The sequence below is a fragment of the Kordia zhangzhouensis genome (assembly GCF_001005305.1).
GTDB classification, from domain to species: domain Bacteria; phylum Bacteroidota; class Bacteroidia; order Flavobacteriales; family Flavobacteriaceae; genus Kordia; species Kordia zhangzhouensis.
This window is the reverse complement of record NZ_LBMH01000003.1, coordinates 620,298-634,272: the sequence shown is the minus strand read 5'-3', so window position 1 is coordinate 634,272 and position 13,975 is coordinate 620,298. Positions and strand designations below refer to the sequence as shown.

The 13,975-nt window shown below is 32.9% G+C and carries 14 protein-coding genes; 5 read left to right on the top strand and 9 right to left on the bottom strand.

Annotated features, from left to right (window positions below; translation table 11 throughout):
- Nucleotides 1-3: 3 nt before the first annotated feature.
- The 4 genes from AA088_RS06200 to AA088_RS06185 all read left to right on the top strand — a co-directional run bounded on the left by AA088_RS06200 (nucleotide 4) and on the right by AA088_RS06185 (nucleotide 3,591).
- Nucleotides 4-1,347: a serine hydrolase domain-containing protein gene (locus tag AA088_RS06200; protein WP_046744059.1), complete on the top strand. Its 1,344-nt coding sequence runs from the start codon at nucleotides 4-6 to the stop codon at nucleotides 1,345-1,347.
- A gap of 340 nt (nucleotides 1,348-1,687) precedes the next feature.
- Nucleotides 1,688-2,224: a DUF2589 domain-containing protein gene (locus AA088_RS06195; RefSeq protein WP_046744058.1), complete on the top strand. Its 537-nt coding sequence runs from the start codon at nucleotides 1,688-1,690 to the stop codon at nucleotides 2,222-2,224.
- Nucleotides 2,225-2,293: 69 nt separating this feature from the next.
- Nucleotides 2,294-2,998, top strand: coding sequence for a hypothetical protein (locus AA088_RS06190; protein WP_046744057.1), 705 nt, complete (start codon nucleotides 2,294-2,296; stop codon nucleotides 2,996-2,998).
- Nucleotides 2,999-3,054: 56 nt separating this feature from the next.
- The gene (locus tag AA088_RS06185) at nucleotides 3,055-3,591 is read left to right on the top strand and encodes a hypothetical protein (RefSeq protein ID WP_046744056.1); all 537 of its coding nucleotides are present in this window, start codon (nucleotides 3,055-3,057) and stop codon (nucleotides 3,589-3,591) included.
- Nucleotides 3,592-3,682: 91 nt separating this feature from the next.
- Here the strand turns inward: AA088_RS06185 and sufD are convergent, their stop codons facing one another.
- The 6 genes from sufD to AA088_RS06155 all read right to left on the bottom strand — a co-directional run bounded on the left by sufD (nucleotide 3,683) and on the right by AA088_RS06155 (nucleotide 9,324).
- Nucleotides 3,683-5,002 carry a Fe-S cluster assembly protein SufD gene (gene sufD / locus AA088_RS06180; RefSeq protein WP_046744055.1) on the bottom strand — a complete coding sequence of 440 codons (1,320 nt, stop codon included), beginning with the start codon at nucleotides 5,000-5,002 and terminating at the stop codon, nucleotides 3,683-3,685.
- A gap of 9 nt (nucleotides 5,003-5,011) precedes the next feature.
- A complete protein-coding gene (sufC, locus tag AA088_RS06175; RefSeq protein ID WP_046744054.1) occupies nucleotides 5,012-5,764 on the bottom strand; it encodes a Fe-S cluster assembly ATPase SufC in 753 nt (250 codons plus the stop codon).
- A 30-nt stretch (nucleotides 5,765-5,794) separates the two neighbouring features.
- Entirely contained in the window at nucleotides 5,795-6,238 is a 444-nt protein-coding gene (locus AA088_RS06170; protein ID WP_046744053.1) for a hypothetical protein, read from the bottom strand.
- A 21-nt stretch (nucleotides 6,239-6,259) separates the two neighbouring features.
- Entirely contained in the window at nucleotides 6,260-7,708 is a 1,449-nt protein-coding gene (sufB, locus tag AA088_RS06165; protein ID WP_046744052.1) for a Fe-S cluster assembly protein SufB, read from the bottom strand.
- Between the two features lie 30 nt (nucleotides 7,709-7,738).
- Nucleotides 7,739-8,068 carry a HesB/IscA family protein gene (locus AA088_RS06160; RefSeq protein ID WP_046744051.1) on the bottom strand — a complete coding sequence of 110 codons (330 nt, stop codon included), beginning with the start codon at nucleotides 8,066-8,068 and terminating at the stop codon, nucleotides 7,739-7,741.
- Nucleotides 8,069-8,253: 185 nt separating this feature from the next.
- Nucleotides 8,254-9,324 (bottom strand): cytochrome-c peroxidase, encoded by a 1,071-nt coding sequence (locus AA088_RS06155; protein WP_046744176.1) that lies wholly within the window; start codon nucleotides 9,322-9,324, stop codon nucleotides 8,254-8,256.
- Nucleotides 9,325-9,470: 146 nt separating this feature from the next.
- Here AA088_RS06155 and AA088_RS06150 point away from each other — a divergent pair, with 146 nt between their 5' ends.
- Nucleotides 9,471-9,665: a hypothetical protein gene (locus AA088_RS06150; protein ID WP_156168440.1), complete on the top strand. Its 195-nt coding sequence runs from the start codon at nucleotides 9,471-9,473 to the stop codon at nucleotides 9,663-9,665.
- Nucleotides 9,666-9,738: 73 nt separating this feature from the next.
- Here the strand turns inward: AA088_RS06150 and AA088_RS06145 are convergent, their stop codons facing one another.
- From AA088_RS06145 to AA088_RS06135, 3 genes are all read right to left on the bottom strand, one after another.
- Nucleotides 9,739-10,368 (bottom strand): response regulator transcription factor, encoded by a 630-nt coding sequence (locus AA088_RS06145; protein WP_046744049.1) that lies wholly within the window; start codon nucleotides 10,366-10,368, stop codon nucleotides 9,739-9,741.
- A gap of 11 nt (nucleotides 10,369-10,379) precedes the next feature.
- Nucleotides 10,380-13,154 carry a sensor histidine kinase gene (locus tag AA088_RS06140; protein WP_046744048.1) on the bottom strand — a complete coding sequence of 925 codons (2,775 nt, stop codon included), beginning with the start codon at nucleotides 13,152-13,154 and terminating at the stop codon, nucleotides 10,380-10,382.
- 68 nt (nucleotides 13,155-13,222) lie between these two features.
- On the bottom strand, nucleotides 13,223-13,975 hold the full coding sequence (locus AA088_RS06135; RefSeq protein WP_046744047.1) for an MbnP family protein: 753 nt from the start codon (nucleotides 13,973-13,975) through the stop codon (nucleotides 13,223-13,225).

Here is a 13,975-nt window from a genome sequence, read left to right as displayed (position 1 = left end):
CTTATGAAAAAAGTCTTTAAAATACTTCTGGTAGTACTAGGAATACTAGCTATTATTGTTGCTTTTAATTATTCTCGACTCAATATAATTTCAGGATATTCTGCCAAGAATATGAGCTCTTCAGTTTTTGTAGCTGGTAGATCAGTTGCTTTTACAGATAATACAGATAACAATTTCGGACCAATCAATATAGCAGATGATGTAGTTGATCAACAGAAAAAAACTGCTTCTGCTTCTGTTTTTGGATTAATGGAACGAACAGCTATCTATCGAAAAGGATTGGGAAGTGTGCTCATAGATGATGAGTATGATGTTACAAAAAAAACATCAGTTCCTGCCCGAACCAATATTGCTCGCATGTTGCCATATCCTTACGGGAATATGCAGCCTAAAGACTCAATTTTTTCTAACATAGATTATCAAAAATTACAAAAAGCTGTAGAATATGCTTTTGCTGAAGAAAATGGGGAAGACATAAAAAAAACACGCGCAGTTTTAGTACTATATAAAGATCATTTAATTGCAGAAAAATATGCTGATGGGCTCGATAAAGATTCGAAATTATTAGGTTGGTCAATGACGAAAAGCTTATTAAGTACTATGTATGGTGTTTTACAATATCAAGGAAAAATTAATGTATGGGACAAGGCTCCTGTAGAAGCTTGGGCAAATGACGAAAGAAATGCAATTACAATTCATAATCTTTTACAAATGAATAGTGGACTTGAGTGGGAAGAAGATTATACTAAAATATCTGATGTCACCGAAATGTTATTTTTAGCAAAAGATATGACACAGCCTCAAGCAGAAAAACCACTAGTAGGAAAACCTAATGAAACATGGTATTATTCGTCAGGCACTTCCAATTTGCTTTCAGGAATCTTACGTAAACAATTCAACTCACATCAAGAATACTTAGATTTTCCTTACAGAGATTTTATTGATAAAATAGGAATGCATTCTATGCTTATTGAAGCAGATATGGAAGGGAATTATGTAGGTTCATCGTATGGATGGGCCAATCCACGTGATTGGGCAAAATTTGGGCTGCTATACTTGCATAAAGGAAATTGGAATGGCACACAAATATTTGACGAATCTTGGGTAGATTATGTAACAAAACCTACACCAACATCTGAAGGGCGTTATGGAGCGCATTTTTGGTTAAATGCAGGCGGATTCCACCCTGATGTTCCAAAAGATATGTATTCGGCAAACGGATATCAAGGGCAACGAGTATATATAATTCCGTCAAAAGATCTTGTTGTAGTTCGTTTTGGACTCGCTGGTGGCGATTATATAGATTTTAATAAATTCTTAAGCGAAATATGTGAGTCTGTAAAATAGGCTTTCTAGTTCCTTCAACATCTTCATAAAATAAAGCTGAAAGCTGCTAAATTGGTAGTTTTCAGCTTTTAATGTATCGTAAAAATTCTTCTTAGAACACTTTTAAGTAATAAGCGCCTTAAACATATTACATATTATTTAGTGAAATTACAGACTAAATGCATGTAATATGTTTTAATATAAAAACATTTGTTGTAGAATTGCGCTGTGGTTTTATAAAATTCATGAATTGAGTATAGAATCTCTATAAAAAATTAATCGCGAGTAATTTTTTATGATGTAAGGAGAAAGCCGAAAAGCCTTTTGAAAAAGAGTAGGTAAGAATTTAAAAAAAATAATTATGCCAGTTAGTCCAAACGAAATTGCCAATATTAATTTTAGCGCAATGTTAGGAAAGCCGTTAACAGCAGTAATTGATGCACAGGCGGCTGCAGCACTTTCTACCGTTGATTTTATCAATGAAGTAGGTCTTGATGACTTAGGGAAGGTAAAAAATGTATCGTTTATCTATTCTAAATTGATTGATGGAACCAATACAGAAGTTACTTTAACAACCCCTTTGTTAACGATTGTTCCAATTCCATTTATGCGAGTAGCAGAAACAACAATCGATTTTAATGCAAAAATCTCAAGTGTTTCTAAAGTAGAAACAGTAGCTTCCCATAAGCTAGACTTGAGTGCAGAGTTGAGTTTGCGTTGGTCTTTCGGACGATTTAACTTTAAAGGAAGTTACTCGTACCAAAAGAAAAATACGTATTCAGATGAGTCGAAACGTTCATACAGTATGAATGTAAGAATCCATGCAGTTCAAGACGAGATTCCTGCTGGAATGAGTAGAGTATTGGATATGCTAGAAGAATCAATTTCTGAAGTTTAGAGTACAATACTATAACTAATTCAAGAAACCTCTTCGGAGGTTTCTTCTTCACTTATTAATTAAAAAATCATGATTACATTAAAAGATTATATCGGGAAAATTTATAAAGAAGTTACGAATGCCAAAGTACAATCAGATATTGAAACACTGGCAATTGCACAAGAATATGTAGAAAATCCATTGTTGAGACATTTTTCTGTGCCTAATATTCGAATAAAAGATTTAGAGTTAACTATTCCTGTTGCAATTGATACTACAAAAACAGTGGTTCAACATTATAAGGAAACTGAAATTCAAAAAGTGTATGAAGATGCTTTTTTCAAAGTAACAACAGATTTTTACCCTAATCAACCAGAAGATCAAAAAGCATACTTTGATGGTATAAAACCTGAATTGAGTAGTAAGTCTCAACAACAATCAATTGAAGCTGCCGCAAATTTACAACAAGCTGATCCAACGACTGAAAATTATGCTTCTGAAGTGAAAATAGCTGCTACCAGATTTGCTGAGACTTCGTATAGCTTTTTAGGAGATTATGTAATTGAACAAGAGACTTTTAAACAAGCAATAGTTCAAGAAATTGAAAATAATTTGCAACCCAAGCCTCCTGTAATTGAAGAACTTCCTGTAATTGTTGAAACACGTGCTTTGAAAGAGATTAGTGATCCTGCAAGTATGGTGAATATTAAAATAAATATCACAGATGATGCTATGGAATGGACAACAGATATTGATGAAGAGGGCAATACAGTAAGAGTATTGAATTACGAGTAAAATTGATATTTCTTGTGCGATTTGTATTGTATGAGAGATGCTAAAAAAGAAATAACATGAAAACAAGTATCATAGAAAAAAATAACTTTTTTGAAGCTTCTATTTTTAAAGTAGAACTAATTTCAGAATTACTTCGTACCAAATCATCTCGTTTTTTAGATGAAATAGAAAGATGGCTTTCGGAAAATCAAGAAATTTTGCGAAAATTCGGCTTCGTTGAATCAAGTCGGATGAGTATTTTACAGAATCAATTGTTTACAGCCAAAAATAAAGAAGTTCCTCAAAAAAGAAGGTATCTATTGATGGTTGGTGCTAATTGCTTGGAAGCTGCTTTTGAAGTGCTATCAAATTTGCACGAGCCGATAAAGACAAAAGTATTACAGGGAAAAGAAACGATTCAGCAAATATTAGTAATGATTCGTGAAAATCCAGAGTACAAACAGCGACAAGAAGAAAATTTTAATCAATATGTAAAGAATACGTGGAAGCGTTTACAGCAAGATTCACAATTTGGCGCTGTAACTGTACAGTTACAAACCATGCTTCCAGAAGTAGATATTTACAGAATTATTGCAGAAGAAATTGAGCTTTAAGGCGAATCAAAAAGTAAGGCTGTCTAAAAAAACACTGCGGGTACAAAGTAGTAGCGCATGTGTTAACTAATTTTAGACAACCTTATTTTATTTATAAATCAAAACCTAGATTTACTCCTAGTTTTTGTGCAATAAGTTTATTAATTCGTGTTTTGATAGCGTTTATTTTTACGCTTTCTAATACATTATTTGCAAAAGCATACATTAATAATGCTTTGGCTTCTTTCGCAGGAATTCCTCGCGAACGAAGATAAAATAAAGCATCTTTATCTAATTGGCCAATTGTACAGCCGTGAGAACATTTAACATCATCCGCAAAAATTTCTAATTGTGGCTTGGTGTTTACCGTTGCTTTATCATCTACTAAAATATTATTGTTTGCCTGAAATGCGTTTGTTTTTTGCGCTTCTTTTTCTACAATTACTTTCCCGTTAAAAACTCCTGTAGAACGATCACCAAAAATCCCTTTGTAATCTTGATGACTTTCACAATTTGGTTCTATATGATGAACTAGTGTGTTGTGATCTACATGTTGTTTATCACCAATAATGGTAATTCCTTTCATAGTAGAGTCAATATGTTCCCCTTTTTGGAAAAACTGTAAATTATTGCGAACCAATTTTCCGCCAAATGCAAATGTATGAACAGAAGCATGACTGCTTTGTTTTTGTGAAATATAGGTATTGTCAATCAAAGAGGCATCTTGATTGTCATTTTGGATTTTATAATAATCTACAATTGCACGTTTGTTTGCAAAAACTTCAGTCACAGAATTCGTAAGAACCACATTAGAAGTTAAACTTTGATGACGCTCAATAATTTGAACATGAGAATTTTCGCCAACTATGATTAAATTACGAGGTTGCAAGAGCAGAGTTGCTTCATTTCCAGTAGAAAAATGGATAATTTGTATAGGTTTTTCTACTATTTTATTTTTCGGAATATGAATATAAGCACCTTCAGAAGCAAATGCAGTATTTAACGATGTTAAGCTGTGTTCCTTTTTGGCAATTTTGTTGTAATATGAATCAATAATGATTTTATATTTTGGCTTGTTCAATGCAGAACTCATCAAGCAAACATCTATTCCGTCATGCGTTGTCTCAGAAAGGAATGAACTATATTTTCCATCAATAAAAACAATTTTATAAGTGTCAATATCATGAATAAAATATTTTTTGACATCTTTAAATTCTACCGCAGGTTCATGTTTTGGAGAAATACAGTAATCGTGTTTCAACAAGGCATTGAGCGAAGTATATTTCCAATCTTCATCTTTTTTTGAAGGAAATCCTTGTTGCTGAAACGATTTAATTGCTTCATTTCTGATTTCATTCAAGTTTTTTGATTCATCGTCCAAACGATCTTCAAAAACCATAAAAGATGATAATAATTTATCTTTTAATTCCATGTGTTTTTTTTAAATCGTTGCTTCTTGCTTAATCCAATCGTATCCTTTTTCTTCCAATTCTAAAGCCAATTCTTTAGTGCCTGACTTAACTATTTTTCCGTTGTGTAAAACGTGCACAAAATCAGGAACAATATAATCTAACAAACGTTGGTAGTGTGTGATTACAATCACAGCATTGTCTTTATTACGCAATTTATTTACTCCATTTGCAACAATGCGAAGAGCATCAATATCAAGTCCAGAATCAGTTTCATCTAAGATTGCCAACTTTGGTTCTAACATTGCCATTTGAAAGATTTCATTTCGTTTCTTTTCTCCTCCAGAAAATCCTTCATTCAAAGAACGAGATAAAAATTTACGATCTATTTCTAGCAACTCAGCTTTTTCACGGATTTTTTTTAGCATTTCACTTGCAGGCATTTCTTCTAAGCCCTTTGCTTTACGTGTTTCGTTGATTGCTGTTTTTACAAAGTTTGTTACGCTTACACCAGGAATTTCTACTGGATACTGAAAAGATAAAAATACACCTGCATGTGCACGTTCTTCAGGGCCTAATTCGTCAATGTTTTCGCCATTTAAGAAAATTTCTCCTTCAGTTACTTCATATTCCTCTTTTCCTGCAATCACAGAAGATAAGGTACTTTTTCCAGAACCATTTGGTCCCATGATGGCATGTACTTCTCCTGCTTTCACTTCTAGGTCAATTCCTTTAAGAATGCCTTTATCTTCAATACCTGCGTGTAAATTTTTTATTTGTAACATGGTAAACTATATGTTTTTTTGAATCGAATATTATTGATTGTTTTTGATGATAATGGTTCCATCGTCATCAAGCTTGGGTTTTTGAACTGAAATAATTTGTTTAATCTCTATGATTTCTTTCCAAGCATTCTCTACTGGATTAGGTTTTTTAACACCTCTCACCACTACAGGAACCATATCGTACTCTTTATTTTTATAAACTTTGCATTGCTCGTTCAACGCTTTCATTTGATTGTTAACCACAACACCATACATTTTACTTCCTGTTTGTAATACTGCAGCATTATCGCTCTCCAAATACAAAAACATACCCGCAAATGTTTCAAACTCATTGTTTACAGTTTTTGTTGCCGTATAATTTGATGTATTTGCTGTCGTTTCTGTTTCGTGTATTTCGTTTGATGTAGATTTTGCCTCATTTTTACAACTTAGTATACTTAGACTCAGTATACATGCGAAATAAAATTTTTTCATGTTTTGCTGATTTTTATTTGATTATCCTACAGAACCTTCTAAAGAGATTTCTAATAACTTTTGAGCTTCAACAGCAAATTCCATTGGTAATTTATTCAATACGTCTTTACTGAAACCATTTACAATCAAGGCAATTGCTTTTTCTGTGTCAATTCCTCGTTGGTTGCAATAAAAAATTTGATCTTCTCCAATTTTACTGGTTGTAGCTTCGTGTTCTACTTGAGCAGTCTTGTTTTTGGCTTCTATATAAGGAAATGTATGAGCACCACATTTATTTCCCATTAAAAGCGAATCACATTGCGAAAAGTTACGTGCATTTTCAGCTTTTGCTGCAATTTGAACTAATCCACGGTAACTATTTTGTGATCGTCCGGCAGAAATTCCTTTAGAAATGATTGTACTTTTCGTGTTTTTTCCAAGGTGAATCATTTTAGTTCCTGTATCTGCTTGTTGAAAATTGTTAGTAACAGCAATTGAATAAAATTCTCCTACAGAATTGTTCCCTTTTAATACACAACTAGGATATTTCCAAGTTACCGCAGAACCGGTTTCTACTTGAGTCCACGAAATTTTTGAGTTTGTTTCGCACAATCCTCTTTTGGTTACAAAATTGTATACACCGCCTTTTCCTTCTGCATTTCCTGGATACCAGTTTTGAACGGTTGAATACTTGATTTCTGCATCATCCAAGGCAATTAATTCAACAACTGCAGCGTGCAATTGGTTTTCGTCACGAGATGGCGCAGTACAACCCTCCAAATAGCTTACATAACTTTCTTCATCAGCAATGACAAGGGTGCGTTCAAATTGACCAGTTCCTGCTTGGTTAATTCGGAAGTATGTTGACAATTCCATAGGGCAACGAACGCCTTTCGGAATGTAACAGAATGATCCATCTGTAAAAACAGCTGAGTTCAAAGCAGCATAAAAATTATCTTTTTTAGGAACAACTGTCCCTAAATATTTTTTGACCAACTCTGGATGCTCTTGAATGGCTTCTGAGATAGGGCAGAAGATGATTCCTTTTTCTGCCAATGTTTTTTTGAATGTTGTCGCTACAGAAACAGAATCTACTACAATATCGATAGCTATTCCTTGAAGCTTTTTTTGCTCATCAATAGAAATTCCAAGTTTTTTATACATTTCCAACAATTCAGGATCTACATCATCCAATGTTTTATTTGGGTCCGCTTTTTTAGGAGCTGAATAGTAGGAAATATTTTGAAAATTAGGTTTTTCATAATGTACATTAGCCCATTCTGGTTCTTCCATTTCAGACCAAATTTTAAAAGCATCAATTCGCCATTCTGTCATCCATTCTGGTTCATTTTTCTTTTTAGAGATAGCTCTGATAATATCTTCATTTAAGCCTTTAGGAAACGTTTCGCTTTCAATATCGGTATAAAATCCGTACTCATATTCTTTGGTTTCCAGCTCTTTTTGTAATTCTTCTTCCGTATACTTACTCATTTCTTTCGATATGATTTAATCTTTAAATTTTCAAAGAGAAAACGATTCTCCACAACCACAGGTACGTTGAGCGTTTGGATTGTTAAATACAAATCCTTTTCCGTTCAATCCTCCAGAATATTCCAAAGTGGTTCCTACTAGATATAAAAAGCTTTTTTTGTCAACGATGATTCGTATACCATTGTCTTCAAAAATCTTGTCTTCTTCTTTTTGATCTTTGTCAAATGTAAGGTCGTAAGAAAGTCCGGAACATCCGCCACTTTTCACGCCAACGCGAACAAAGTCAGTAGTCGCATCAAACCCATCGTCTGTCATGAGTTCGACTACTTTTTTACGGGCTGTATCTGAAACTGTTATCATTATTTTTATCTACATTAATTTTCAATGGGCAAAGATACGCTATTTGCCGCTTTTATTGAAAAAACCTAACATTTATATAACAAATTGCTTCATAGAATTTTTTGATGATGTTCTGTTAGAGAAAGGAAATAGAGGAATTTTTGAATTATTGAAAGAGATTTTTTGAGTAAAATCAAGAAGTAATTTTAGAATTCTGAAAATCGTTGATCAAAGATAAAATCAGTATCTGTAAGTGTTTTTAAGAAGTCAATAATGCGATCTTTTTCTTCATCTGTCATCGGTATTCCTAATACACCATTGGTTTGACGAAGAGAATTGTCAAGATTGTCATAGTCTGTAATTCCGTTTCTGTAGTGTTCTAAAACGTCCTCTAATGTAGCAAAACGTCCGTCGTGCATATATGGAAATGTAACTTCAATATTTCTCAGATTAGGAACTTTAAATTTATAGTTGTCTTCTGTAAGACCTGTAACACGTGCGCGCCCAATATCATTGTATTGTGAATCTATTGCCAAGCCGTTATTACGATATGATCCATCCGTAAATAGTTCGCCAGCATGACAGGAAGTACATTTTTGTTGGAATAGTTCCATGCCTTGCATTTCATTAGGAGTTAGCGTAATATTCCCTTCGTTGCGACGAAATTTATCATATTTACTGTTTGAAGAAACCATCATAATCATGAATTGTGATAACGCTTTTAAGATGTTTTCAGCATTAATTTCTCCATTTTCGAATGCTTCTTGGAATAATGTAGGATAATCTGGGTGTGATTGTAATTTTGCAATGATATTACTAAATGTCTCATTCATTTCAACTTCGGCAGTAATTGGAATAATGGGTTGTAGGTCTAAATGACCAGCTGCGCCGTCCCAGGTAAATTCACTTTTGAATGCGAGGTTGTGTAACGGTTGTGCATTTCTAGAGCCAATAGCACCGTCAACGCCGTGACTTACAATATGAGTGTGATGCGTAAAGGCAAATTCTTGAATGTGACAAAAACCACAAGCAACAACATTGTCAGAAGCCAAACGGCCTTCATAGAATAAACGTCTTCCTAATTCAAAACCTGTTTCAGTAGGCGGATTATTTTCTATATCATACATCAAAGGGGGAAAGTTGGAAGGAATTGTAAAATCAAGCAAGACATTTTGAAATTCTCCAACTTGGGAGGAAGGAATTTCTTCATAGGGCTCATTTTTACAACTCATGCAAATAAGCACCAAACATATGTATGTAAAGTAATTGAGTTTCATAGCTTTTGCTAAAGTATTAAATGTCTTTTGATTTGACAAGCAATAGCAATTACTCCCAATTATCTAAAATCAAAAATCCTACAAAATGAATGATTCGCTGCGCTGTTATAGAAATTACTTTTGACTATATCAAAAACATAGAAATTATGAAAAAACAAGAATTTAAAACAGGATTGAATTTAAAGAAGCAATTAGTGTCTAATTTGACAACAGACCAAATTTTAGGAGGTGTAGCTGGTAGTACTATTGGCGGGCCAACTTGTAGAGAGTCAAGATTTAGTGTGTGTCCAACTTATAAAACACAAACTGAATGTGTTGGATGCAACTCATGGTATTGCTAGATTTTTTGGTAGTAGTATAGTGTTATAACTCACAGATGTGCGCTTTTTTAGGTTTATGCACTCTGTGAGTTTTTTATATCATTTTTTTTTCGTTCGCTAATCGAATAGCTTCTGCTTTAGAGTTTACATGTAATTTTTGATAAATATTGCGAATGTGAGTACGCACTGTCGTTTTTGAAACAAATAATTCATCGGCAATAGTGCTATATGTTTTTCCTTTGGCGAGTAAAGTAAGCACTTCTTTTTCTCGTTTTGATAAGGTGTTATCATGATGATTTAATTGAAAAGACTCGACGACCATTTTAGCAATTTTATTGCTCATGGGAGCACCTCCTTTTTCAAGATCTTCTAAAGCTTTGGTCAATTCAGGGAGCCCTAAACTTTTGGTTAAATAACCACATGCGCCTGCTTTTAAGGCTTCAAATACCATATTGCTATCTTCAAAAACAGTGACAATTATAAGTTCTGTTTTTGGAAAGTGTTGCTTGATTATCTGTGTTCCTTCAATTCCATTTTTGCCAGGCAATCCGATGTCCATTAAAATGATATCAGGGTGATTTCCAGAGGAAAAATCGTCAAAGGCAGTTTCAAAATCAGCATATGTACCTAGCAAAAAATAGCGATCTAATTGTTGTATGTATGCTGTCAAGTTTTCTCTGAAAATGTCATTATCTTCAATAATAGAGATGTATCTTTTAGTCATAAAATTTTGTATTAATTTTTTTCGTCTTTTAGATTCATGGAAAATGTGTAGGTTACACCATTAGAAGTGTTTATTATCATGGAAGCATGTATGGTTTCCATTCGTTTTTGGATGTTTTTTAATCCATTCCCGTTGTACGTTTTTGAAGGGTCAAAACTATTTCCGTTGTCTTGAATCTGAATTGTAAAAATGGGTTCTTCCCAATAGGCTTTAAAAACGACTTTAGTTGCGTGAGCGTGTTTTAGGATGTTTCCTAAAATTTCTTTATATGCTAAAATGATATTTCTACTTTTTACATATGATATTTCTACAGGGGCGATGTTAATTTCTAAATATAAAAAATCGATAGTGTCAAAAAGATCAAAAAAGTTTTCTCCATAATCTCTCAAATACTTGCACAAGCTCTCAATGTTATTGTTTTTAGGATTTAGAGACCAAACAAAATCTTTTGCAGTGTGGTATACTTCTTTGGAAAGATCGGCTATTTTATCAATTTTAGGAGAAGTAATTTTTTCAGCATGTTTTAGGTTGTTTGAAAGCCCAATAACAGAAGCGATTTTGTTTCCAATTTCGTCGTGAAAATCACGCGCCACTTCTTCACGAAGATTTTCCACTTTGTGCTCTAAAAAAATACGTCGTTCAATTTCATTAGATAGTGTTTCATTTCTATGTTTGATACTACGTAACCGATACCACAAAAAACCTAATAGTAATAGAGTAATAGTGCTAAAAATACTAATTTTGATAGCAGTAATCTGATACCATTTTGGATAAATGATAAATTGTGTTTTTTCAGGAAGAGACCATTCGCTATTGATTTGTTTTCCTCGAAAAGCAATATTATAATCTCCAGGTTTTAAGCTGCTTAATTCTAGGTTTTTACTAGGTAAATTACGCCATTCAGAATTATTAATATTGTACTGAATTGTAACAGCTTCCGGGAAATTTCGGGTTCTACTTTGTACCTGTATGGAAACATGATCATTATGAATATTTTTTTGGACAATTTCCATAGAAGGAGGAAGAGTGACATCTAATAATTTTGGATTGAATTTCATAATGCCGTTGCCAGAAATCATCCAAATTATTCCTTTGGAATCTTGATAGAATGAATAAATATTATCTGAATTTGAGCCATTTTGCGTAGTAAAGTGATAATTGAAATTGTTGGTAAGCACCCAAAAACCTTTATTCGTTCCACAATAAATTCTGTTTTGTGTATCTATAAAAACATCGTTAATGAATATGTCTTCTGTTGTAAATTGTAACGAAGAAATTTGTAAACCATCATAAGAGTATATTTCATAGGGAGTTGTAATAATCAATTTTTGTTGCTGTGATATAATTTTTCGGATTACACGTTGTTTGAAGTAGTTTTGCAGTAGCGAATCTTGCTCTTCAACCCACACGTCGGCATTGTTTTTTTGAAAGAGTTTGATGCCATTTTGTGTTCCTACATAGATATTTTGTCCAAATAGGATTCCGGTATTTATTTTTTTGTCTTTTTTCTTATAATGAATACAATGAATATCTTCTCGCTCACCATTATGATAACGACTTAACCAATATTTAGAATAAAAAATAGTATCATTTTTTGAGGCGTATAAAATAGCATTCATACGAGTGTTTGCTATTTTTTCAGCTCGACTATCGTACAAGTTGGCATGAGAAGAAAAATAATGTTTACCATTAAATTGAAAAATGTCATTGAGACGATACGGGTTTTTTTGTTGAATGAATGAATCATTTTCTTTTAAAAGGTATGATATATTTTCAGTGGCAAAAATCATATTTCCTTTGTCATTTTCATATATAAATTTTGGAATAGTAAGCTGATGTTCATTTTTATGGTAGGACTTGATAAGTGAGGGAAATAATTTGTAAAGTCCATTGCCGTAACTTGCTACATATATTGTTTCTTTATCTACAAAAACATCACTTATTCCATTGTTGATGGTTAATATCGGAGTGATGTCTGTTATTTTTGAATACTCATTGTCAAACGTTAGCAAGCAGAGACTATTTTGTTCTGCTCGATGATTCAGTTGTATTAAAAATTGCTGTTTTTTGTAAGGAATCATTTTTTTTATAGCAGCAATTTTTTCAAAATGATGGGATAATTTTTTAGTTGCCCCTTTTTTAGAAAACCAAGATAAATTTCCCTTTTGATCTCCAATAAATAAAAGATTATCTATAGCAAATAAGGTTTCAATTGTTGCTGTAGTTTGATGAGGAAATTCGTATTGTTTTTTTCCTAGCCAATTATACACATAAATGAACTCTTTTTCTGCAACGTAAATGGATGTATCATCTATTGCAATGCGTCGGTTTGGATTTGTGTTTTGTAAGTCTACAATAGTATCTACTTGATGTCCGTTCTTTATGCGCAAAAGAGCTTCTCGTTGATATGTGTTGTATACAAGGTGTTTATTGTTTGTTTTTAAAATTCTATTGATGCGATCTGGATATATATGTTTGATGTTATTTCCATTTGTAGTTACAATTCCATCAAGCCATGAGCCTATATATAGTATACTATCATGAGCATTGAGTAGTGATACTGGGTAGCGAATTTCTTTTTTATTCTGAATTTTAAAATGTGTCCCATCAAAAGTAACCAAACCTCCATCTGTAGCAACATATATTTCATCTTGAAATTTCGTTACAGCAAACGTGTAATTGTTAGGCAAGCCATTTTCTACATTAAAATGTTGTTTGGTCCAGTATTGAGCATTTAGCACAAAACAATTCAACCAAAAAACGCTATATAGAATGATTTTTTTCATTAGAGAAACGTACGTTTCTCTAAAAATACTAATTATGGGATAGTTGGAGTACTACAGTTTGTAGTATTTTAATTGGCTTGGAATGCACTTTCAAAGTTTGTTGCAATTTTGGGTGCATTTACAGGGTCTACTTGAATATTGTTAGTTTCAGATAATTTAATAGAGTTTGATGCATCGAGAATTTTTTCAACATGAGTTTGAATAGTTACGGTCGCATTATTTCCAGAAGAAACCTCTAACGTATTTTCTAGTGGAAGTGTGATGAATTTGTAATTATCTAATGTTTGTCCATGGCTTCCTACGTGAATTACGAAAGGACTTTCTGTGCCATTTTGTGGTGTAAAAGATCCTTCAAATTTGATAAAAATATAACCCGCAGCCCAATTCCAGATCATTTGAGCTTCTTGGGCGGTTGGGATAAAATTAAGAAGACCATTTAAAGGGTATTCCGATTGATCTACACCAATTCCAAATGAAATATGTGTATAATTGCCAACAGGGATTTCAGATAAATTTATTGTCAAACTACTTGGGTCAGCTTCATTAATGACAAAATAAGAGTTTTCTTTGGGATATTCGAATGTAGTACCATTGTCGGTACGTAATGTGATGTTCGAAATAATATATTTCAATTCATTAGTCACTATATTTTCATTGTTTTGGTTTACAAACGTTGTGGTGCCTAATACAAGATCTTGCTCAGCAGAAATACGATTGTCAAATGTTATTTGCATTGTTGATTTTGATAAAGAACTATCATCGTTATTACACGATAATAGCATTAAAAAAATACTTAATAATGTATATATATTTCTTTTCAT

What these genes read in the sequence shown, in the direction of transcription:
- sufD (WP_046744055.1), bottom strand. Translation starts at nt 5,002, where the DNA reads ATGGAATTAAAAGATAAATTATTATCATCTTTTATGGTTTTTGAAGAT.
- AA088_RS06185 (WP_046744056.1), top strand. Translation starts at nt 3,055, where the DNA reads ATGAAAACAAGTATCATAGAAAAAAATAACTTTTTTGAAGCTTCTATT.
- AA088_RS06190 (WP_046744057.1), top strand. Translation starts at nt 2,294, where the DNA reads ATGATTACATTAAAAGATTATATCGGGAAAATTTATAAAGAAGTTACG.
- AA088_RS06150 (WP_156168440.1), top strand. Translation starts at nt 9,471, where the DNA reads ATGAAAAAACAAGAATTTAAAACAGGATTGAATTTAAAGAAGCAATTA.
- AA088_RS06135 (WP_046744047.1), bottom strand. Translation starts at nt 13,975, where the DNA reads ATGAAAAGAAATATATATACATTATTAAGTATTTTTTTAATGCTATTA.
- AA088_RS06200 (WP_046744059.1), top strand. Translation starts at nt 4, where the DNA reads ATGAAAAAAGTCTTTAAAATACTTCTGGTAGTACTAGGAATACTAGCT.
- AA088_RS06195 (WP_046744058.1), top strand. Translation starts at nt 1,688, where the DNA reads ATGCCAGTTAGTCCAAACGAAATTGCCAATATTAATTTTAGCGCAATG.
- AA088_RS06155 (WP_046744176.1), bottom strand. Translation starts at nt 9,324, where the DNA reads ATGAAACTCAATTACTTTACATACATATGTTTGGTGCTTATTTGCATG.
- sufB (WP_046744052.1), bottom strand. Translation starts at nt 7,708, where the DNA reads ATGAGTAAGTATACGGAAGAAGAATTACAAAAAGAGCTGGAAACCAAA.
- AA088_RS06160 (WP_046744051.1), bottom strand. Translation starts at nt 8,068, where the DNA reads ATGATAACAGTTTCAGATACAGCCCGTAAAAAAGTAGTCGAACTCATG.
- AA088_RS06170 (WP_046744053.1), bottom strand. Translation starts at nt 6,238, where the DNA reads ATGAAAAAATTTTATTTCGCATGTATACTGAGTCTAAGTATACTAAGT.
- AA088_RS06140 (WP_046744048.1), bottom strand. Translation starts at nt 13,154, where the DNA reads ATGAAAAAAATCATTCTATATAGCGTTTTTTGGTTGAATTGTTTTGTG.
- sufC (WP_046744054.1), bottom strand. Translation starts at nt 5,764, where the DNA reads ATGTTACAAATAAAAAATTTACACGCAGGTATTGAAGATAAAGGCATT.
- AA088_RS06145 (WP_046744049.1), bottom strand. Translation starts at nt 10,368, where the DNA reads ATGACTAAAAGATACATCTCTATTATTGAAGATAATGACATTTTCAGA.